The 19,659-nt window shown below is 52.9% G+C and carries 20 protein-coding genes; 12 read left to right on the top strand and 8 right to left on the bottom strand.

Annotated features, from left to right (window positions below; genetic code table 11):
* Positions 1–14: 14 nt before the first annotated feature.
* The 3 genes from rnr (at position 15) to J1782_RS20540 (ending at position 5,117) form a co-directional block, all read left to right on the top strand.
* Complete coding sequence (rnr, locus tag J1782_RS20550; protein ID WP_152325323.1) at positions 15–2,513, top strand: ribonuclease R; 2,499 nt, start codon at positions 15–17, stop codon at positions 2,511–2,513.
* A gap of 92 nt (positions 2,514–2,605) precedes the next feature.
* Positions 2,606–3,349, top strand: coding sequence for a 23S rRNA (guanosine(2251)-2'-O)-methyltransferase RlmB (gene rlmB / locus J1782_RS20545; protein ID WP_014411562.1), 744 nt, complete (start codon positions 2,606–2,608; stop codon positions 3,347–3,349).
* Between the two features lie 136 nt (positions 3,350–3,485).
* Complete coding sequence (locus J1782_RS20540) at positions 3,486–5,117, top strand: isovaleryl-CoA dehydrogenase (protein WP_217153823.1); 1,632 nt, start codon at positions 3,486–3,488, stop codon at positions 5,115–5,117.
* On the opposite strand, the gene bsmA is transcribed toward J1782_RS20540, so the two are convergent.
* Positions 5,118–5,429 (bottom strand): biofilm peroxide resistance protein BsmA, encoded by a 312-nt coding sequence (gene bsmA / locus J1782_RS20535; protein WP_152325321.1) that lies wholly within the window; start codon positions 5,427–5,429, stop codon positions 5,118–5,120.
* A 95-nt stretch (positions 5,430–5,524) separates the two neighbouring features.
* Positions 5,525–7,474: a methyl-accepting chemotaxis protein gene (locus J1782_RS20530; RefSeq protein WP_217153822.1), complete on the bottom strand. Its 1,950-nt coding sequence runs from the start codon at positions 7,472–7,474 to the stop codon at positions 5,525–5,527.
* 281 nt (positions 7,475–7,755) lie between these two features.
* Here J1782_RS20530 and yjfP point away from each other — a divergent pair, with 281 nt between their 5' ends.
* The 6 genes from yjfP (at position 7,756) to J1782_RS20500 (ending at position 10,570) form a co-directional block, all read left to right on the top strand.
* Positions 7,756–8,505: an esterase gene (yjfP, locus tag J1782_RS20525; RefSeq protein ID WP_217153821.1), complete on the top strand. Its 750-nt coding sequence runs from the start codon at positions 7,756–7,758 to the stop codon at positions 8,503–8,505.
* 150 nt (positions 8,506–8,655) lie between these two features.
* Positions 8,656–9,048, top strand: coding sequence for a 30S ribosomal protein S6 (gene rpsF, locus J1782_RS20520; protein WP_013573776.1), 393 nt, complete (start codon positions 8,656–8,658; stop codon positions 9,046–9,048).
* A gap of 5 nt (positions 9,049–9,053) precedes the next feature.
* Complete coding sequence (gene priB, locus J1782_RS20515) at positions 9,054–9,371, top strand: primosomal replication protein N (RefSeq protein ID WP_152325318.1); 318 nt, start codon at positions 9,054–9,056, stop codon at positions 9,369–9,371.
* Between the two features lie 4 nt (positions 9,372–9,375).
* Entirely contained in the window at positions 9,376–9,603 is a 228-nt protein-coding gene (gene rpsR, locus J1782_RS20510) for a 30S ribosomal protein S18 (RefSeq protein WP_002210155.1), read from the top strand.
* 39 nt (positions 9,604–9,642) lie between these two features.
* Positions 9,643–10,095: a 50S ribosomal protein L9 gene (gene rplI / locus J1782_RS20505; protein ID WP_013573778.1), complete on the top strand. Its 453-nt coding sequence runs from the start codon at positions 9,643–9,645 to the stop codon at positions 10,093–10,095.
* A 103-nt stretch (positions 10,096–10,198) separates the two neighbouring features.
* Complete coding sequence (locus tag J1782_RS20500) at positions 10,199–10,570, top strand: DUF488 domain-containing protein (protein WP_152325316.1); 372 nt, start codon at positions 10,199–10,201, stop codon at positions 10,568–10,570.
* On the opposite strand, the gene J1782_RS20495 is transcribed toward J1782_RS20500, so the two are convergent.
* Positions 10,567–11,274 (bottom strand): OapA family protein, encoded by a 708-nt coding sequence (locus J1782_RS20495; RefSeq protein WP_217153820.1) that lies wholly within the window; start codon positions 11,272–11,274, stop codon positions 10,567–10,569. The genes J1782_RS20500 and J1782_RS20495 overlap by 4 nt on opposite strands.
* Positions 11,275–11,529: 255 nt before the next feature.
* Here J1782_RS20495 and fklB point away from each other — a divergent pair, with 255 nt between their 5' ends.
* Entirely contained in the window at positions 11,530–12,150 is a 621-nt protein-coding gene (gene fklB / locus J1782_RS20490; protein WP_095923686.1) for an FKBP-type peptidyl-prolyl cis-trans isomerase, read from the top strand.
* Between the two features lie 89 nt (positions 12,151–12,239).
* Here the strand turns inward: fklB and ytfE are convergent, their stop codons facing one another.
* On the bottom strand, positions 12,240–12,905 hold the full coding sequence (gene ytfE, locus J1782_RS20485) for an iron-sulfur cluster repair protein YtfE (RefSeq protein ID WP_217153819.1): 666 nt from the start codon (positions 12,903–12,905) through the stop codon (positions 12,240–12,242).
* A gap of 123 nt (positions 12,906–13,028) precedes the next feature.
* The gene (locus tag J1782_RS20480) at positions 13,029–14,978 is read right to left on the bottom strand and encodes a bifunctional 2',3'-cyclic-nucleotide 2'-phosphodiesterase/3'-nucleotidase (protein ID WP_217153818.1); all 1,950 of its coding nucleotides are present in this window, start codon (positions 14,976–14,978) and stop codon (positions 13,029–13,031) included.
* Between the two features lie 223 nt (positions 14,979–15,201).
* On the opposite strand from J1782_RS20480, the gene cysQ reads away from it, so the two are divergent.
* Positions 15,202–15,948, top strand: coding sequence for a 3'(2'),5'-bisphosphate nucleotidase CysQ (gene cysQ, locus J1782_RS20475; RefSeq protein ID WP_152325312.1), 747 nt, complete (start codon positions 15,202–15,204; stop codon positions 15,946–15,948).
* Between the two features lie 36 nt (positions 15,949–15,984).
* Here the strand turns inward: cysQ and J1782_RS20470 are convergent, their stop codons facing one another.
* A complete protein-coding gene (locus tag J1782_RS20470; protein ID WP_217153817.1) occupies positions 15,985–16,542 on the bottom strand; it encodes a YtfJ family protein in 558 nt (185 codons plus the stop codon).
* A gap of 311 nt (positions 16,543–16,853) precedes the next feature.
* Here J1782_RS20470 and J1782_RS20465 point away from each other — a divergent pair, with 311 nt between their 5' ends.
* Positions 16,854–17,060 carry a DUF1107 domain-containing protein gene (locus J1782_RS20465; RefSeq protein WP_013573785.1) on the top strand — a complete coding sequence of 69 codons (207 nt, stop codon included), beginning with the start codon at positions 16,854–16,856 and terminating at the stop codon, positions 17,058–17,060.
* A gap of 105 nt (positions 17,061–17,165) precedes the next feature.
* On the opposite strand, the gene J1782_RS20460 is transcribed toward J1782_RS20465, so the two are convergent.
* Together J1782_RS20460 and msrA are read right to left on the bottom strand one after the other, a co-directional pair.
* Positions 17,166–18,515 carry a hemolysin family protein gene (locus J1782_RS20460; RefSeq protein ID WP_152325310.1) on the bottom strand — a complete coding sequence of 450 codons (1,350 nt, stop codon included), beginning with the start codon at positions 18,513–18,515 and terminating at the stop codon, positions 17,166–17,168.
* A gap of 228 nt (positions 18,516–18,743) precedes the next feature.
* Positions 18,744–19,382, bottom strand: a complete 639-nt coding sequence (gene msrA / locus J1782_RS20455) for a peptide-methionine (S)-S-oxide reductase MsrA (RefSeq protein ID WP_217153816.1) — start codon at positions 19,380–19,382, stop codon at positions 18,744–18,746.
* Between the last annotated feature and the right edge of the window lie 277 nt (positions 19,383–19,659).

Raw genomic sequence — 19,659 nt, 5'->3', positions numbered from 1 at the left:
ACGGAGGAACCGCTATGTCACAAGATCCATTCCTGGAACGAGAAGCAGAAAAATACGAATCACCTATTCCCAGCCGTGAATTTATTCTGGAACATCTCGCGAAACGTGAAACCCCGGCCAGCCGGGAAGAAATCGGTAATGAACTGAATCTGTCCGGAGAAGAAGCGCTCGAAGCGCTGCGTCGTCGTCTGCGCGCGATGGAGCGTGACGGACAGCTGGTCTTCACCCGCCGCCAGTGCTATGCGCTACCGGAGCGTCTGGACCTGCTGAAAGGTACGGTTATTGGCCATCGCGATGGTTACGGTTTCCTGCGTCTTGAAGGCGTTAAGAAAGACGACGTATACCTTTCTGCTGAACAAATGAAAATGTGCATCCACGGCGACGTGGTACTGGCACAACCGGTTGGCACCGACCGTAAAGGCCGCCGCGAAGCGCGTATCGTGCGCGTTCTGGTGCCGAAAACCAGCCAGATCGTGGGCCGTTACTTTACTGACGCCGGTGCCGGTTTTGTGGTGCCTGACGACAGTCGTCTGAGTTTTGACATTCTGATCCCGGCCGACGCCATTAACGGCGCGCGCATGGGTTATATGGTGGTGGTCGAGCTGACACAACGTCCGACGCGCCGCACTAAAGCGGTCGGTAAAATCGTTGAAGTCCTCGGCGATAAAATGGGCACCAGCATGGCGGTGGATATCGCGCTGCGTACTCACGAGATCCCGCACGTCTGGCCACCACAGGTTCTGAAACAGGTCGAAGACCTGAGTGAGCAGGTGCCGGAAGAGGCCAAAAAAGGGCGGGTGGATTTACGGAGCCTGCCGCTGGTCACCATTGATGGTGAAGATGCGCGCGACTTCGATGATGCCGTGTATTGCGAGAAAAAACGCGGTGGCGGCTGGCGCCTGTGGGTGGCTATCGCTGACGTGAGTTATTACGTCCGTCACGGCACGGCGCTGGACGACGAAGCACGCAGCCGCGCCACTTCAGTCTACTTCCCGTCGCAGGTTGTCCCGATGCTGCCGGAAGTGCTGTCCAACGGCCTGTGTTCCCTGAACCCTCAGGTAGACCGACTGTGTATGGTCTGTGAGATGACGATCTCCGCGCAGGGCAAGCTGACCAGCTCTAAATTCTACGAAGCGGTGATGAGCTCCCATGCACGTCTGACGTACAACAAAGTCTGGCGCATCATTGAAGGCGATCCGGAACTGCGCGAGCAATATTCGCCGCTGGTGAAGCATCTGCTTGAACTGCACACCATGTACAAAGTGCTGGATCAGGCACGTGCAGAACGTGGCGGTATCGCATTCGAAACTGAAGAAGCCAAATTCATCTTTAACGCCGAGCGCCGTATCGAACGTGTCGAACCGACCGTGCGTAACGACGCCCACAAACTGATTGAAGAGTGCATGATCCTGGCGAATATCGCTGCCGCACGTTTTGTTGAAAAACATAACGAACCTGCGCTGTTCCGCGTACATGACCGTCCAAGCGATGATCATATTTCCGCGCTACGAAGCGTGCTGGGTGAACTGGGTCTGGTCATGGGCGGCGGTCTGAAGCCTGAGCCGAAAGATTATGCGCAGATCATGGATGAACTGGCGGATCGTCCTGACCGCGAAATGTTGCAGACTATGCTGCTGCGTTCGATGAAACAGGCGATTTATGACCCGGAAAACCGTGGTCACTTTGGTCTGGCGTTGCAGTCCTACGGGCACTTCACGTCACCAATCCGTCGTTATCCGGATCTGGCGCTGCACCGTGCAATCAAATACCTGCTGGCGAAAGAGCACGGCACGCTGAAAGAGCGCTGGACGCCAACCGGCGGATGGCACAGCGATTACGAAGATATGTTGCAGCTCGGCGAGCATTGTTCGATGGCAGAACGCCGTGCGGATGAAGCGACGCGTAACGTGGCTGACTGGCTGAAATGTGACTTCATGCAGGATCACGTCGGCGAAGTCTTCACCGGCATTATCGCCAGCGTGACCGGTTTCGGTTTCTTCGTGCGCCTTAACGATTTGTTCATCGATGGTCTGGTGCATGTGTCCTCGCTCGACAACGATTATTACCGTTACGACAACATCGGTCAGCGTCTGGTCGGCGAATCTTCCGGCGCAGTTTACCGCCTGGGCGATACTGTTGAAATCCGTGTTGAAGCCGTACATATGGACGAGCGTAAAATCGATTTCGCACTGGTTTCCAGCACCCGTAAAGCGCGTGGTGAAGGCAAAACCGCACGTGACCGCGCCAAAAAAGGCGGTGAGCGTTCCATGCGTTCCACTGCACCGGCCAATGCGGGGCGTCGTCGCACCGGTAAGAAAAACGTGAACTTTGAGCCGGACAGCGCCTTCCGTAAAGATGACGCGAAACCTGCCAAACCGAAGAAAGAGAAAGCGGCCGGCGCAGTCGGTAAAGACGGCAAGCCGAAGAAAGCCAAAAAGCCTTCTGATAAAACGGCAAAAATTGCGGCGGCCACCAAAGCCAAGCGCGCGAAGAAAAAGTCGACTGACAGCTAATCCTTTCCGGCGATTCTTCTATGGTAGAATCGCCTGTAACCTTATTAAATTGCGGACAGCTTGCTGTCCGCAAGTCTATTTTAAAGAGCATCATGAGCGAAATTATCTACGGTATCCATTCCGTTAAAGCCTTACTCGACAACGATCCGCAACGCTTTCTGGAAGTTTTTATTCTGAAAGGCCGCGACGATAAACGCCTGAAACCGCTGATCGACGAACTGGAAGCCAGCGGGATCGTGATCCAGGTGGCGAGCCGCCAGTGGCTGGATGAAAAATCCGAAGGCGCAGTGCATCAGGGCATTATCGCGCGCGTGCGCGAAGGCCGTCAGTATCAGGAAAATGACTTGCCGGCATTGCTGGAAAGCCTGGATTGCCCGTTCCTGTTGGTGCTGGACGGCGTCACTGACCCGCATAACCTCGGTGCTTGCCTGCGTACCGCGGATGCGGCCGGTGTTCACGCGGTGATCGTGCCTCGTGACCGTTCTGCCAAACTGAATGCGACCGCCAAAAAAGTTGCCAGCGGCGCGGCTGAAAACGTGCCGCTGATCAACGTGACCAATCTGGCGCGCACCTTGCGTGTATTGCAGGAACACAATGTCTGGATCGTCGGCACTGCCGGTGAAGCCGATCATGACCTGTTCCAGAGCAAAATGACCGGCCCGATGGCGCTGGTGATGGGCGCAGAAGGTGAAGGTATGCGCCGTCTGACCCGCGAACATTGCGACGAACTGATCAGCATCCCAATGGCGGGCAGCGTGTCTTCACTGAACGTTTCAGTTGCAACCGGTGTTTGTCTGTTCGAAGCGGTACGTCAGCGTGGCCTGAAGAAAAGCTGATTACTGCTTTCTTTGTTGCTGATGAAACGGGAGCCTCAGGGCTCCCGTTTGCATTTCTGCCTTTGTGATCTGCCCGCCTGTTAATTCCCCGATTTTTACCATACTTAGGCCATATCCTTTGAACAGGGAGCAGGCGATGAACTGGGAAACACACCGGGTTTTTAATCAGCCCAAACCGCTGAGTAACAGCAATTTATTCCTTTCCGACACTCCGCTTCGCGAGGCGGTTTCCCGTCAGCAGGCTGGCTGGGATGCTGATGTACTGGCGTCGCTCGGGCAACAGTTAGGTTCTGCCGAATCGCTGGAGCTCGGAAGGCTGGCGAATACTCATCCGCCAGAACTTTTACGTTATGACACTTGTGGTGAACGTCTCGACGACGTGCGTTTTCATCCGGCCTGGCACTTGCTGATGCAGGGGCTGATTGCCAACCGCGTGCATAATTTGCCGTGGCAGGAGGATGCACGCATCGGCTCGGCGGTCGCCCGTGCAGCGCGCTTTATTCTTCACGGCCAGGTTGAAGCGGGAACGTTATGCCCGGTGACCATGACCTTTGGGGCGATCCCTTTACTGCAAAAAACGCTGCCAGCGGAATTCAGCGGCTGGCTTAAACCCCTGTTATCCGATCGCTATGATCCGCATTTGCAATCCGGCGACCAGAAGAAAGGCGTGCTGATCGGCATGGGCATGACGGAAAAGCAGGGCGGATCCGATGTGCTCAGTAACACCACACGGGCGACAGCGCTGGAAGGGCGTGGCAGCGGAAAGCCTTATCATCTGGTCGGTCATAAATGGTTTTTCTCCGTACCGCAAAGCGATGCGCATCTGGTACTGGCGCAGACTGACGGCGGGCTGTCCTGCTTCTTCCTGCCCCGAATTCTGCCCGATGGAACCCGCAATGCGGTCCGCATTGAGCGCCTGAAAGACAAACTGGGCAACCGGTCGAACGCCAGCAGCGAAGTGGAGTTTCAGAATGCCACCGGCTGGCTGCTGGGCGAAGAGGGCGAAGGCATCCGACATATCCTGAAAATGGGCGGCCATACGCGCTTTGACTGTGCGCTGGGCAGCCACGCCATGATGCGCCGGGCGTTGTCGGTTGCGCTGTATCACGCCTTCCAGCGGCAGGTTTTTGGAAAGCCCCTCATCGAACAACCGCTGATGCGTCAGACGCTGAGCCGCATGGCGCTGATGCTGGAAGGTCAGACGATGGTGCTGATGCGACTGGCGGCGGCGTCCGGCGCACAGGATACTCCTGCGGAAATCTTACTGTGCCGGTTGCTGACACCCGCCGCTAAGTTTGAAGTATGCCGTCAGGGGATGCCTTTTGTTGCTGAGGCGATGGAAGCGCTGGGCGGTCTGGGTTATTGCGAAGACAGCGAGTTACCGCGTTTGTACCGTGAAATGCCGGTCAACAGCATCTGGGAAGGGTCGGGGAATGTGATGTGTCTGGATGTTCTGCGCACGCTCAAAAAATTACCCGCCAGCGGAGAAATGCTGCAACAGGTCTTGTATCAGGTGCGCGGCCAAAACCGCATATTTGACCGGGCATCCCGCCAGTTTTTACAGCGCCTGCGCTCATCGGAAGAAGCGCATGGCCGCTGGCTGACAAGTCAGTTGTTTAACCTGATGACAGCAACTCAGATGCTGGAATTTGCTTCGCCACCGGTGGCGGACGCGTGGTGCAGAATGGTGCTCGATCCGCGCGGTGAAACGCTGTTGCCGGAACGTTTGTGCCAGCTGTTGCTCAACCGCGCGATCGGCGCTGAATAATCAGCGGTAGAGTGTGGCCTGCGAATACCAGCGGCCGGGAATAATGGTTTCGCTGTTAAACATGATGACGTAATAATGCGCCCCCGCCGCATCGGCGCGGCGCTGAACTTCTGCTTCTGCATCCATCGGGCTGCCAATCACATCGACGGTGATGCTGCCAATTTTGGTGAGAGTGGAGGTCTGCGCACGGGTAATTTCCTGCGCTTTAGCTGTTATGGCAGGCGGCGCAACCGGCGTGGTTTGCATCAGATTACTGCAACCGCTCAGCGCAACCAGTAACAGCAGCGCAGCGGAGATTCGGAGGGATTTCATTGTGATATCCGGTAAAAGGGCGATGCCTGAAGTGTAGTCCTTTCACCGGTCTGCTGGCGAGTCTGCGCGGCGTTTATTGCCGCGCATTTCACGTCTTACCGTTCGGAAATTTTAAAGACGCTCACCAGTTGTGAGAGATGACGCCCTTGTTCGCTGAGCGCCGCCGCGGTTTGCTGTGAGTTTTCCACCAGCGTGGCATTTTCCTGCGTCGCTTTACCAATCTGCATAATGGCAATGTTCACCTGCGAAATGCCGGAAGACTGCTCGTGCGAAGCCACATCGATATCGCTCATCAGCACTTTCACCTGGCGGATCCCTTGCAAGATATTGCTCATATTCGCCTGTGTTTTTGCCGCGCTCTGATGGCCATCTTCCACTTTACTCAGGGAATCGGCCACCAGCATTTCGATTTCTTTCACCGCATTCGAACTGCGCTGTGCCAGTGCCCGCACTTCCGAGGCGACGACGGCGAAACCACGACCATGCTCACCCGCTCTGGCGGCTTCTACAGCGGCGTTCAGCGCCAGAATATTGGTCTGGAAGGCGATGCCTTCAATCACCGTGGTGATATCCGCAATGCGCGTTGAGGCATGTCTGATGGCTTCCATGCTTTCGACGGACTGATTCACCGCATCCGCGCCGACCGTGGCGGCTTTATCGGTTTGTTGCACCAGTTGTGTTGCCTGTGAGGCGTTGTCTGCGGTGTTCTGCACGGTGGCGGTAATTTGCTCCATGCTGGCGGACGTTTCTTCCAGACTGCTGGCCTGCGTGCCGATCTGCTGATTAATCTGCTGGCTGTCGTGCGCCAGCCCTTGCGTGTTGAGCATGACTTCGGACGAAACCTGCCGTACCTCACCGACAATCTTCTCCAGACCATGACCGATGCCGTCGATGGCATGCATCAGCGCGCCGATTTCGTCCACACGCTGCGTTTGTGCCCGCGCGCGCAGATCGCCGCTGGCATATTGCTGGGCGATATGAACCACGTCACTGAGCGGACGGCTGACCAGTTTGCGCGTCAGCCAGATGAAAAATGCGGCAAAGCACGCCAGCGCCAGCAGGCTTATCAGCAGGAAGTGATTACGGGTGCTGTTCACCTGCTCCATCAGGCTGTCTTTATCGGTGCTGCCCGCCACGACCCAGTGCCATGCCGGAACATTCGCGTACACCATGAATTGCTGGTGCTGGCTGGCAGTGTCTGTGTACTCGCGCTGGCCTTTTGGCTGCGCCATCACCTGTTGCAGTTCGCCTTCAGGCCAGGCCGGTGTTTTGCCTTCATCAGTGGAATGCACCAGATATTTACCGAGATCTTTACCGGGCGCGCTATTGAGCACAAAGAAGTACCCATGGTCACCAATGCGTTTGGAAAGAATTTTTTCCCGCATGTTTGCATATTCTTTGGTGATATCTACCCCGACAAACAGGATGCCAATCACGCTGCCTTGCGCGTCGCGAACCGGCTGATATTTGGTGATGTATTTTTTGCCGAATAGCGTCGCCAGACCGCTAAAAGGTTGTCCTGCCATAATTTGTGCGTAAGCGGGGCTGGTATTGTCGAGCAAAGTGCCGATGGCGCGGTTGCCGTCCTGCTTTTTCAGCGAAGTGGTCACGCGGATAAAATCATCGCCACGGCGGGCGAAAACCGTAGAGATCGCGCCGGTGCGTGCCAGAAAATCATCGGGGATACGCGTATCAAGATTCAGGGGATTGCCGCCTGCTTTAATGACAGGGGCAGACTCACTGCCGATCATCACCTGGCTGGCGGTATCCAGCTCGAAATTCTCAGGCAGAAAATGGCTGAACAGGCGCGTGTAGCTGTCCACTTCGGCATTCAGGCTGGCGTTATACATCTCAATCATGTCAACGACGCCGGTCACCTGTTCTGAAATGGCGTTAACGGCCAGTGCATTAACCTGTCTGCCCGCAGAGTGTGTCAGTGACAAAGTGAAAATAATAAACAGGGTGCCGACCAGCAGCGAAGCGATACTGGCCAGTTTTGCGCCTATGCTCCAGCGGCGAAATGAGCGTTTTGATGCCGTTTTCATGGTGTTTTTCCGTTTGCTTCTGATAGCGCACTAACGGCGGCAAACGGGAAAGGATTAACGTTCAAATGTAACCGGTTATTTCATAAAAAATTGATCTGAATCAATGAAATCATTCTCGATGTGTGAATTTTCATTTTATGAAAAGAGCTGATTTTACTTTCACTTCAGTAAATGGTTATAAATCATACGAAAAAGGTTGTGGTCGGCTGGCCGCAGGCCGGTAAAATGAAAACCAGACCGAAGCCAAATTCATTTGCCAGAAAGCGTAAAGGGAGTATCCGATGGTTGAGATGTATGAAGAAAATATTGACGGGATCCAGGTTGTTCACGCCGTTCCTGCCGGGCAATATCAGCAGCAGCTCCCGACGATATTTTTCTATCACGGTTTTACCTCTTCGAAAGAAATTTACTCCTATTTTGGTTACACGCTGGCGAAGGCCGGTTTTCGCGTTATTTTACCCGACGCCCGCCTGCATGGAGCACGCGCGGACGGGGATGAAGCCCGGCTGCTGGCGAATTTTTGGGGCATTTTACAGGGCAACGTCGAAGAGTTACCGGTCCTGAAAGATCACTTCGTCGGCAAAGGTCTGGCTGATTCTGAAAGATTGGGCGTCGGCGGCGTGTCGATGGGCGGAATGACGACGATGGCCGCGCTGGTAAAATTCCCGTGGGTAAAAGTGGCGGCTAATTTGATGGGTTCCGGTTATTTTTCAAAATTATCGCACCATCTTTTTCCGGCTTACGACACGCAAGACACCGCGCAACGCGACGCGTTTGAACGTGAATTTGCACCGTTACTCAGCCTTGATTTCAGCGGGAAAGCGGCTTTAATTGCCGGTAAGCCGTTGTTTGTCTGGCATGGTGAACAGGATGATGTCGTCCCGTTCGGCGAAAGTCAGCGCCTGCGGCAGGAACTCGCAGAGAATAGCGCGGATGCAAACCTGACGTTTATTTCAGAAGCGGATGCGAAGCATAAAGTGTCGGTGAATGCGCTGGCGAAAAGTACGGCATTCTTCGCCGCAAAGCTGTAGAGAAATTAATCTGCCTTTATCCTTGAGTTTCCCACAGGCTGTACATATAATTGCGCGTCATTTTTTCGACCGCACACAAACACGTTCCTTGCTTCCATGGGCCGCGGTTGACCCTGACAGGAGGCTGAATAATCCGTAAGGAGCAATTCGATGCGTCATTACGAAATCGTTTTTATGGTTCACCCTGACCAAAGCGAACAGGTTCCGGGCATGATCGAGCGTTACAGTGCAGTAATCACTAACGCTGCTGGTCAGATTCACCGTCTGGAAGACTGGGGCCGCCGTCAACTGGCTTACCCGATCAACAAACTGCACAAAGCTCACTACGTTCTGCTGAACGTTGAAGCTCCGCAGGAAGCGATCGATGAGCTGGAAACTAACTTCCGCTTCAACGACGCCGTTATCCGTAGCATGGTTATGCGTACTAAACACGCGGTAACTGAAGCATCTCCAATGGTTAAAGCAAAAGACGAGCGTCGTGATCGCCGTGAAGACTTTGCTGAAGCTAACGATGATGCTGAAGCTGGGGATTCTGAAGAGTAATTGCCGTGACGGCGAATCGTCTGGTGTTGTCAGGCACTGTGTGCAAGACCCCCATTCGTAAAGTCAGTCCTTCGGGCATTCCTCACTGCCAGTTTGTGCTTGAGCACCGCTCGCAGCAGCAGGAAGCCGGATTTAGCCGACAAGCATGGTGCAGAATGCCCATCGTTGTCAGCGGACAAGCGTCACAAGCATTAACTCACAGCATAACGGTCGGCACGCAACTCACTGTTTCCGGATTCATTAGTTGCCATCAAGGGCGCAATGGACTGAATAAAGTGGTGTTACATGCCGAGCAGATTGATTTGATAGATTCTGGAGACTAGCCTAATGGCACGTTATTTCCGTCGTCGCAAGTTCTGCCGTTTCACCGCGGAAGGCGTTGTAGAGATTGATTACAAAGACATCGCTACGCTGAAAAACTACATTACCGAAAGCGGTAAAATTGTCCCGAGCCGTATTACCGGTACTCGTGCAAAATACCAGCGTCAGCTCGCTCGTTGCATCAAGCGCGCACGCTACCTTTCTCTGTTGCCATACACTGATCGTCATCAGTAATCGGCAACTGTCAATTAACGACTCTGAGAGGATAAGGTAATGCAAGTTATTCTGCTTGATAAAGTAGCAAACCTGGGCAGCCTGGGTGATCAAGTTAACGTTAAAGCGGGCTACGCTCGTAACTTCCTGGTACCACAGGGCAAAGCTGTTCCTGCTACCAAGAAAAACGTTGAGTTCTTCGAAGCACGTCGTGCAGAACTGGAAGCCAAACTGGCTGACGTTCTGAACGCTGCTGAAGCTCGCGCAACTAAAATCAACGAACTGGGTTCAGTAACCATCGCGTCTAAATCAGGCGACGAAGGCAAACTGTTCGGCTCTATCGGTACTCGCGATATCGCTGATGCAGTAACTGCTGCTGGTGTTGAAGTTGCTAAAAGCGAAGTTCGTTTGCCGAATGGCGTTCTGCGTACCACTGGTGAACACGAAGTTGAGTTCCAGGTACACAGCGACGTATTCGCTAAACTGAACGTAGTTGTGGTTGCTGAAGCGTAATACGCTGCAGTTAACCTGTAAAACGCCGGCCTTGTGCCGGCGTTTTGCTTTTCTGCGTCCGGCAAAATACGCTAGTCTGAAAAGGCATTCATGGAGCGATTCGATGGCAGACATTACTCTTCAGCGCGTTTACGATTTCCACGGTCCGGCACAACAACATTGCTATCTGACGGATCGTTTATGGCCGCGTGGTATCAGCAAAGAAAGATTGCAGGGCGTCGTCTGGCTCAAAGAGGTAGCACCGAAAACTGAGCTACGTCAGTGGTTTCATCATCACACCGATCAGTGGGATGCGTTCACCGCACGTTATCGTCAGCAGCTAGAAGTCAGTGAGCACTGGAAGGGATTACTGGAGATAGTGCAGCAAGGCCATTCGCTGACCCTGCTGTTTGGCAGCAAAGACGTACACCATAATCAGGCCGTCGTGCTGCGCGAGTTTCTACTGGAAAAACTGCATAAAAAGCTCAATGCTTAACCGCCGCGCTGGAAACTGCCGTCCGGCTGGCGCGTAAACGTCACCGTCACATTCTGATCCGTCGTCACCTGTAATGCGGTGACCACGCCCTGCGCATCACGCTGAATCTTCACCTGCTGACCCGTTTTGAGCGTGCTCAGCGGCTTGTCAGCACCTTCAACGCGCGCCATCGCGAACACATCATTCACGGCCATATTATTATCGCGGAACAGCTGAGCCAGCGTTTGCCCTGACTGAACCTGATAATTGCGCCAGGTGCCGGTGCTGTCGTTCACCTGCGGCTGTACCGGGTCCGGTTCAGCCATTTGCGTGGTCCGGCCCTGATCGTTACGCAAATCGGCCTGCATCGGAATGCTGGTCGGCTGCTGCGGTTGTGAAGGCGCGTAAGTATTTTCCGGCGTATAAGGCCAGAGCAGTGCCAGAAGGATCACCAGTACACTGATAATCATGCCACGGCGGTGCGCATAAGGCAGGGGCGACATCCAGTGGAAATCGTCGCTCATATGCCAGATTTTGCTGAGCAGCGTTTTGCTTTTCGTCATCGCAGAAGAACCGCGACCGGTTTGCCCGACGTTTTCTTCCTCTTCGTTTTCAGTTTGCGCTGTCGTGTCTTGCATCGGCCTTTTCATAATGGCAATCCAGGATCTCAACATGGGTTGATAAATACGGACGGCTTTCCTTCTCCTGGGCGGGATTCTGCCCATGACAACCTCTCTTTTTCACTGTCACAATTTCGACTGCCTGTTGCTGCCTAGTATAGCCGTTTAACTGCTTGATGCGGAAAGGGGCAAAGCATAAATATCACTCAAACGATGTGTTAAATAGCGGCAAATACGAAAAATTTATCGAAAAGTGGAAGGAACTGCGTCAGGCGTCAAGTTGCCTCACAGAGAATTTTACCCAAAAGCGTTGCGCTGCTATGCTGCGCGTTCGACATTTTTAAGAGCTAAGGAAAATTCATGACTACCCCTTCATTTGACAGCGTAGAAGCGCAGGCAAGTTACGGCATCGGCCTGCAGGTCGGTCAACAGTTGCAGGAATCAGGTTTGCAAGGCTTAGAGCCTGACGCACTGCTGGCAGGCTTACGTGACGCGCTGGAAGGGAATACGCCAGCCGTTCCTGTTGATGTGGTTCACCGCGCACTGCGTGAAGTCCACGAACGTGCTGATGCTGTTCGTCGTGAACGTCAGGAAGCCCTGGCTGTTCAGGGCCAGGAATTCCTGGCTGCAAATGCACAGCGCGAAGGCGTGAGCAGCACCGAATCTGGTCTGCAATTCTCTGTTATCACTCAGGGTGAAGGCACTATCCCGGGCCGTCAGGACCGCGTACGTGTTCATTACACCGGTAAACTGATCGACGGCACTGTGTTCGACAGCTCCGTACAACGTGGTGAGCCGGCTGAATTCCCGGTTAACGGCGTGATTGCTGGCTGGATTGAGGCACTGACTCTCATGCCAGTGGGTTCTAAATGGGAACTGTACATCCCTCATAACCTGGCTTACGGCGAACGTGGTGCGGGTGCTTCCATCCCTCCATACAGCGCGCTGGTCTTCGAAGTTGAGCTGTTAGAAATTCTGTAATTCCGCGCGGAAACCAGAAACCAAAAGGGCGCATTTGCGCCCTTTTTTCATCTTTGACTTTTAGGGCGTGTCACTTACGGATAGCGAAATTACTCGCCGCGTAATGCCCGCGGGAACAGCAGATTATTTTCCAGATGGATATGTTCCATCAGGTCGGTAATGAACTCATTAATCCCGGCATACAGCGCACGCCAGGTGACACAGGCGCCTTCCGGCGGCGTCACGTTATTGGTCAGTCGTTTGATCTCTTCCAGAATATCGCCCGCATCATCATGTTCACGTTCCATCACTGAAATCGGACCGGCGGCCTGACGTCCCATTCCGCTGCGGATCATCGGGAACAGGATCTGTTCTTCTTTCATCATATGTTGGGTCAGTTCGTCGAGGATTAGTTGCAGCTGGATCGCCAGACCGTGCGGGCAGGGCAGTTTGTCACCGTGAACGCGTTCGACTTTATCCGCCATCAGTACCAGTTCCGGCAACTCCTGACGGTGACGATCGTGATAACGCGGAATAATGAAATCGATGATCTCTGCCAGCGGCGCGGTTTTCCAGTCCGTCGAAGTGTCCGGTTGCTGTGCAATTTCAGCAAGTTGCTGTTCTATCGCATCAATATCCAGCTCTTTTTTGGTTACGGCGCGCAGAAGCGTTTGTTTGCCACCACAGCAGAAATCTAAATCATACTGACGAAAAAGACGGGTTGCGCGCGGAATGGCAACTGCCAGAGCGCCAAGAGGTTGGTCGCGATAGTCCATGATGAAGCCTCGTTAAATGAATTAATTTATAACATGCATTATAAATGCATCTTTAAGGCAAGGCTATAGCTCAAAAGAAGTACAGAAAGAAAAAACGCCCCCGGAGGAGCGTTGAGTGAAGGGCTATTTTTGCAAATCGACCTGATAAACCTCGAAGCCAATATCGTCCGTGCCTTTGGCGGTGACCGGATATTGCGCGTGAGATTTGATGAAGGCTGCGGCTTTGTCGCCCGGCGATGTCTCGAAGCGGATATCCAGCGGCTGCGGCGCTTTAATCGTTGCCAGCTTCCAGTTGTTGTCCGCCGTTGGCGTAACGGCACCGTGCTTTTTGGTTTCTGCGCCGATGTATGCAGCCACTACAGAACGGTTCTCATCCGGCGAAGCGAAGGCAATATGTTTATCGCCGGTGCCCGCAAATTTTCCGCCGTAGGCACGGTAGTTGTTTGTGGCAACCAGGAATGTCGCTTTCAGATTGATAGGCTTACCGTTAAACGTCAGGTTTTTAATGCGCTCAGCATCTTTGTTGATGAGCGTACATTCGCCGTCATATTTCGCCGGCTGGCTGACATCAATCTGATAATTCACGCCATCGATCACGTCGAAGTTATAGGTACGGAATCCGTCCCAGTTGATCAGCGACTGCGGTTTAGTGCTGTTCACGTCAATCTGATTAAACTGACCCGCAGAGCATTCCAGCCAGTCTTTCACTTCCTGACCGGTGACTTTCATCACCACCAGCGTATTCGGATACAGGTATAAATCTGCCGCATTACGGAAGGTCAGCTCACCTTTTTCCACTTCAACATAGCTGGCCGGATCATTTTTACGCCCGCCCACTTTGAACGGTGCTGCAGCGGATAATACCGGCAGATTCGCTAAATCCGGATCACCCTGAATGAAATGCTCGGTATAGGCCTTCTGCGCATTATTGACGATTTGCACGGTCGGGTCATCCTGAACCAGGGCCAGATAGCTGTACATGTTGTCATTAGATTTGCCGATCGGCTTGCTGACAAATTCGCGTGTGGCATCGTGAGAATGCGCGAGGACTTTCACCAGCTCCTGATCTTCAGCGGCCAGCGATTTCTTCTGCACCTTATCATAAATCGGGCGCGCTTCGGCCTTCGCGGTTTCAACTTTCCAGCCGTTGCCGTCGTTATTTAAAACCATATCCACCACGCCCAGATGGTCGCCCCACATGCCCGGCATCACCGCAGGAATGCCATTCAGCGTGCCCTGTTTGATGTCAGCGCCTTTGATATTGGCAAACTCTTCGCTGGGGAAAACAGCATGCGCGTGACCGAACATAATGGCGTCGATGCCTTTCACCTGGCTCAGGTAATACACCGAGTTCTCGGCCATCGTTTTATACGGATCGCCCGACAGGCCGGAGTGCGGAATGGCGACGATAATGTCGGCGCCTTGCTTGCGCATTTCAGGGATCCACTTTTTCGCGGTTTCGGTGATATCGGCGACCGTCACTTTGCCTTGCAAATTAGCCTTGTCCCAGACCATGATTTGCGGAGGTACGAAACCGATATAACCGATGCGCAGATTATGCGTTTTGCCGTCGCGGTCTTTGACTGCGTTATCGGTTATCAGGAACGGCGTGAACAGTGGTTTTCCGGTTTTATCATCAATCACATTGGCATTCACGTACGGGAATTTCGCCCCGGCCAGCGCTTTTTTCAGGTAATCCAGACCATAGTTGAATTCGTGATTCCCCAGGTTACCGACCGCGTAATCCAGCGTGTTCATGGCCAGATAAACGGGATGAACATCGCCCTGTTTCAGCCCTTTTGATGCCATGTAGTCGCCCAGCGGGCTGCCCTGAATGATGTCGCCATTATCGACTAACACAGAGTTGGTTACTTCGTTACGCGCCGCGTGGATCAGGCTGGCGGTGCGCACCAGCCCGAATTTGTCCGTCGGTTTATCTTTGTAGTAATCGAAGTCCATCATGTTGCTGTGCAGATCCGTGGTTTCCATGATGCGCAGATCCACCTGTGCCGCGCCCGCAGATGTTGCGACCAGCGTAGCCAACAGGGATAACGTCAGATGACGCTTATTCATTGCCTTGCCTCCAGAGAACGGGCGACGCCCGGAAAAGAAAAACCGGATATGTATCTCAAAATTTGCTGAGACTGTAACCAGTTGCCATAAATAAATGTGAGTTGTAACAAATTTATGACGTCTTTAAACCGCCATTACGCTGGCCCGGTAACATTACGGGATGGCTATTCACGGTAAAAAAAACTAGGCTTGAGAAATGAGATTCAAAGCATTGAGGTAAAAGATGTTAGAACAAATTTGTCAGTTAGCGCGCGAGGCGGGCGACGCCATAATGGCGGTCTATGACGGCGAGCAGCCGCTCGATGCGCGTCATAAAAAAGACGATTCACCGGTCACGGCGGCCGATATTGCGGCGCATAACGTGATTAAGGCCGGTTTGCAAAAGCTGGATCCGCAAACGCCGATGTTGTCGGAAGAGGATCCGCAAAGCTGGAGCGAGCGTCAGACATGGACGCGCTACTGGCTGGTCGATCCGCTGGATGGCACCAAAGAATTCCTGAAGCGTAACGGTGAATTCACTGTGAATATCGCGCTGATCGAAGACGGTGTTCCGGTGCTGGGCGTGGTGTATGTGCCGGTAACCCGAGTGATGTACAGCGCAGCCGAAGGCAAGGCGTGGAAGGAAGACCAGGGCGAGCGCCGGCAGATTCAGGTGCTCGAAGCGCATCCGCCGCTGGTGGTTGTGAGTCGCTCACATTTCAGTAATGACCCGGAATTGCAGGATTATCTGGCGCAGCTGGGCGAACATCAGACCGTGGCTATCGGCTCATCGCTGAAATTCTGTCTGGTGGCCGAAGGTTCTGCGCAGCTTTATCCACGCTTCGGGCCGACCAATATCTGGGATACTGGCGCAGGACACGCCGTGGCGCTGGCCGCCGGTGCGCAGGTGCATGACTGGAAAGGGCAGACGCTGACGTATACGCCGCGTGAGTCTTTCCTGAATCCGGGCTTCCGGGTTTCTCTCTTCTGATACAAAAACCCCGGTTTCACGCCGGGGTTTTCTTCATTACTCTTTCACCAGCTGATCTACCAGCGTAATCACCTGCTGCACTTCCTGCGGCGTCAGTTGCCCGTCTTTGGCAAATTTGATCACGCCATTTTTATCCAGCACGACGACCGCCGAACTTTCCGGTTGCAGTTCCCATGCTTTTTTCACTGCTCCGTTGCTGTCGACAATCACCTGTGACCACGGGAATTCACGCTTGCCGCTTTCAATGCTTTTACGCACGAACAGGCCTGTGCCGATGATTGCGTCGTCAGTGTTAACGATAGTGGTGGTCTGGTAACGATCGTGCGGCAAATTTGCGGCGCGGATGGCGGTGATCAGCGGTTCATTGAGCGCTTTGGCGCTGCTTCTGCCCGCCATGTGCTGCACGATGCGGACTTTGCCCGGCAATTTCGCGCTGTTCCATTTGCTGTAGCTGAACTGGTCATTGACGTCACTAAGCTCGCCTTTATCGTCTACGCCAACAGGAGCCACGCGCTGGCCGACGGTAAAATTATGAGCGGAAGCAAAAAGCGAAAATGTCATAAAAGTGATCACAAAAAGACTTCTTAAAAGCATAGATTCTCCGGGGCGCAAATGAACAGTCCACTCCATCATAGGATCGCCCAAGTGGTCTGTCCTGTTGGGTTGTTAAATTTGTGTTGCAGGTTACAAAATTGCCACATAAAGCAGGGTTATACTGCCATTTAGCGTCAAGACTTAGGACAATACTGAAAAGCAATGTAAAAGCAGTTAAATACACTGGCAATACCTGACTGCCCTGCTATGTTATAGGTCTCTTCACTGCAATCGACCTTTTTCTGCCCCAGTATCTGTCGCCTTGCGACGTGGCTGGTGCATGCAGTGATTTAACGGAGAAAAGTAGAAAAATGAGAATCTTCCAGCGTTACAATCCGATGAAAGTCGCAAAGTACGTCAAGACACTGTTTCGTGGGCGTTTGTATATTAAAGACGTCGGCGCGTTCGAGTTTGACCAAGGCAAAATCCTGTTGCCAAAGGTCCGGGATAAGCGCCATTTCAGCGTGATGTCTGAAGTTAACCGCCAGGTGACGCACCTGCAGGCGGAAATGGGCTGACAGCCCTGCGCGTTGTCGCTGCCGCCTTTTGCGAGCAGCTTGCGCAAACAATAACGGCCCCTTTTGGGGCCGTTTGTCTTTCCGGAGAACAAAAAACGGATGGCGTTACGCCTGTGCCTTCTTCTCGTCTTTAATTTCCTGCGGTGTTTTTGGCAGCAAAGGAGCAGCAGGCTGATCGATAATCCGTGTCACCAGCAGCTGATCAATTTTGTAGCTGTCGATATCCACGACTTCAAATTTATAACCAGCGAATTTCACGAAATCCGTACGCTTTGGAATTTTACGCAGCATGAACATCATGAAGCCGCCAATGGTTTCATAGTTGCCGGACTGCGGGAATTCTTCGATATGCAGCACGCGCATGACATCTTCAATTGGCGTACCGCCTTCAATCAGCCATGAATGCTCGTCACGGGCCACAATCTGCTCTTCCATGCCCTGACCGACAAGGTCGCCCATCAGCGTCGTCATCACGTCATTGAGCGTGATAATGCCCACCACCAGCGCGTATTCGTTGAGGATCACCGCGAAATCTTCGCCTGCCGCTTTGAAACTTTCCAGCGCTTCGGAAAGCGTCAGGGTATCCGGCACAATCAGCGCATTACGGATTTGCACGCCGCTGCTCAGCATCAGGCTCTGATTGCCCAGCACGCGGTTCAGTAAATCTTTGGAATCGACATAGCCCACGACCTGATCGATATGACCATCGCAAACCAGGAATTTGGAATGCGGATGCGTGGCGATTTTCTCTTTAATACTTTCTTCGCTTTCGCGAAGGTCAAAATAGATCACGCTTTCACGCGAGGTCATGGACGACGGAACGGTACGCGATTCGAGTTCAAACACGTTTTCAATCAACTCATGTTCCTGTTTACGCAGCACGCCAGCCAGCGCACCGGCTTCAAACACGGCATAAATGTCGTCTGTCGTAATATCGTCATTACGAACCATCGGCAGTTTGAACAAACGGAAAATCATGTTTGCCATGCCGTTAAAGAACCAGACCATCGGCCGGCAAATCATCAGACAGAAACGCATCGGGTTGACTATACGGACGGCAACCGACTCAGGTGAAATCATACCGATGCGCTTCGGCGTAAGGTCAGCAAACAGAATAAACAGGCTGGTGACCAGTGCGAATGAGCAGATGAAACTGATTTGATCCGCCAGTTCAGGCGACATAAAGCGAACAAAGAAAGTCTGGAAAGCGGGGGAGAACGCGGCATCACCGACGATACCACCGAGGATGGCGACGGCATTCAGGCCAATCTGAACCACCGTAAAGAACAGGCCAGGGGTTTCCTGTAATTTCATTACGCGTGCGGCATTGACGTCTCCTTCGTCTGCCAACTGTTTAAGTTTGATTTTGCGGGAAGCTGCCAGCGATATCTCTGACAGCGAGAAAAATGCACTGATCGCGATGAGTAAAAGAATCAGTAAAATACTGTTTAACATAATCTATCCGTTTAACACCGGGGTAAACCGGCAGGGAAAGGCTCTCATTATTTTTGTTGCTTAAAAGAACATCTTTTTAAATGAAGCCGTAAAAAGCAGTTCATAAGAAAAAAGCGTAAGGATGAAAAACAAAGATAATTGCCAGAAATAGTTTTAAAGGGCCACATTTGTGACCCGCATAGTATAGCAGCAGCACTGAGACTGCCGCCAGCGCTTAAAAATCCCGCATTATTGCGGCGGTAAACAGACGCCGATGCCGCCTAATCCGCAATAGCCTTCCGGGTTTTTATACAGATATTGCTGATGATCGTCTTCTGCATAATAGAACGGCAGGGCTTCAGCAATTTCTGTGGTGATGGTGCGCTTATCGTTCGCTTCATCCATCGCCTGCTGGAAACTCGCCAGGCTGGCCAGCGCCTGATCCTGCTGGTCTGCGCTCAGCACATACAATGCAGAGCGATATTGTGTCCCGATATCGCCGCCCTGACGCATCCCCTGAGCCGGATCGTGATTCTCCCAGAAGATTTGCAGCAACTTCGCGTAGCTGATAACTGCCGGATCAAACACCACGCGGACGACTTCGGCGTGGCCAGTCTGGCCGGTACATACTTCGCGGTAAGTCGGGTTCGGTGTGAAACCGCCGCTGTAACCGGAGGCTGTGCTGTAAACCCCATTCTGCAGCCAGAATAAACGCTCAACGCCCCAGAAGCAGCCCATCGCAAAGATGGCGACTTCCATATTATCAGGCACATGCGTCATTGAATGGCCGTTTACTGCGTGAATCGTTGCAACCGGCATCGGGGTTGTACGGCCAGGTAACGCATCCTCATGACTGACGGGTTGCGCTTTATCGGAAAGTTGCACCACGGAAAACTCCAGTTGTTGCTTTAATGAACAAGGTTTGTAACTAAAGGTCTTAGTGAATATCAGTGACCAACAGGCCACTCTTAGTTGTATCTGATTGCGTCTTTGCACACAATACGGGGAACGTTGCTTCGTCGTTGAACATTTTCAGGGTATTAGCACTAAAATGCTGTCATCTGACTTTGGAAAGATGAATCTGCCAGAAACGAACAGATACGCCCCGGCGGGTAACGAATTTTTTAACAGGACAGCAAAATTAGCAGGAGTGCGTGTGCCACGA

It is taken from the genome of Rahnella sp. BCC 1045 (genome assembly GCF_019049615.1).
Taxonomy (GTDB): Bacteria; Pseudomonadota; Gammaproteobacteria; order Enterobacterales; family Enterobacteriaceae; genus Rahnella; species Rahnella contaminans.
This window is presented reverse-complemented; position numbering and strand designations above follow the sequence as displayed.

Bases quoted from the DNA above. Each gene is read 5' to 3' on its own strand.
- J1782_RS20480 (WP_217153818.1), bottom strand. From the start codon at position 14,978: ATGAATAAGCGTCATCTGACGTTATCCCTGTTGGCTACGCTGGTCGCA.
- J1782_RS20540 (WP_217153823.1), top strand. From the start codon at position 3,486: ATGAACTGGGAAACACACCGGGTTTTTAATCAGCCCAAACCGCTGAGT.
- J1782_RS20495 (WP_217153820.1), bottom strand. From the start codon at position 11,274: ATGGGCAGAATCCCGCCCAGGAGAAGGAAAGCCGTCCGTATTTATCAA.
- ytfE (WP_217153819.1), bottom strand. From the start codon at position 12,905: ATGGACTATCGCGACCAACCTCTTGGCGCTCTGGCAGTTGCCATTCCG.
- rlmB (WP_014411562.1), top strand. From the start codon at position 2,606: ATGAGCGAAATTATCTACGGTATCCATTCCGTTAAAGCCTTACTCGAC.
- bsmA (WP_152325321.1), bottom strand. From the start codon at position 5,429: ATGAAATCCCTCCGAATCTCCGCTGCGCTGCTGTTACTGGTTGCGCTG.
- rpsF (WP_013573776.1), top strand. From the start codon at position 8,656: ATGCGTCATTACGAAATCGTTTTTATGGTTCACCCTGACCAAAGCGAA.
- yjfP (WP_217153821.1), top strand. From the start codon at position 7,756: ATGGTTGAGATGTATGAAGAAAATATTGACGGGATCCAGGTTGTTCAC.
- rnr (WP_152325323.1), top strand. From the start codon at position 15: ATGTCACAAGATCCATTCCTGGAACGAGAAGCAGAAAAATACGAATCA.
- rplI (WP_013573778.1), top strand. From the start codon at position 9,643: ATGCAAGTTATTCTGCTTGATAAAGTAGCAAACCTGGGCAGCCTGGGT.
- cysQ (WP_152325312.1), top strand. From the start codon at position 15,202: ATGTTAGAACAAATTTGTCAGTTAGCGCGCGAGGCGGGCGACGCCATA.
- J1782_RS20530 (WP_217153822.1), bottom strand. From the start codon at position 7,474: ATGAAAACGGCATCAAAACGCTCATTTCGCCGCTGGAGCATAGGCGCA.
- rpsR (WP_002210155.1), top strand. From the start codon at position 9,376: ATGGCACGTTATTTCCGTCGTCGCAAGTTCTGCCGTTTCACCGCGGAA.
- J1782_RS20470 (WP_217153817.1), bottom strand. From the start codon at position 16,542: ATGCTTTTAAGAAGTCTTTTTGTGATCACTTTTATGACATTTTCGCTT.
- J1782_RS20500 (WP_152325316.1), top strand. From the start codon at position 10,199: ATGGCAGACATTACTCTTCAGCGCGTTTACGATTTCCACGGTCCGGCA.
- J1782_RS20460 (WP_152325310.1), bottom strand. From the start codon at position 18,515: ATGTTAAACAGTATTTTACTGATTCTTTTACTCATCGCGATCAGTGCA.
- fklB (WP_095923686.1), top strand. From the start codon at position 11,530: ATGACTACCCCTTCATTTGACAGCGTAGAAGCGCAGGCAAGTTACGGC.
- J1782_RS20465 (WP_013573785.1), top strand. From the start codon at position 16,854: ATGAGAATCTTCCAGCGTTACAATCCGATGAAAGTCGCAAAGTACGTC.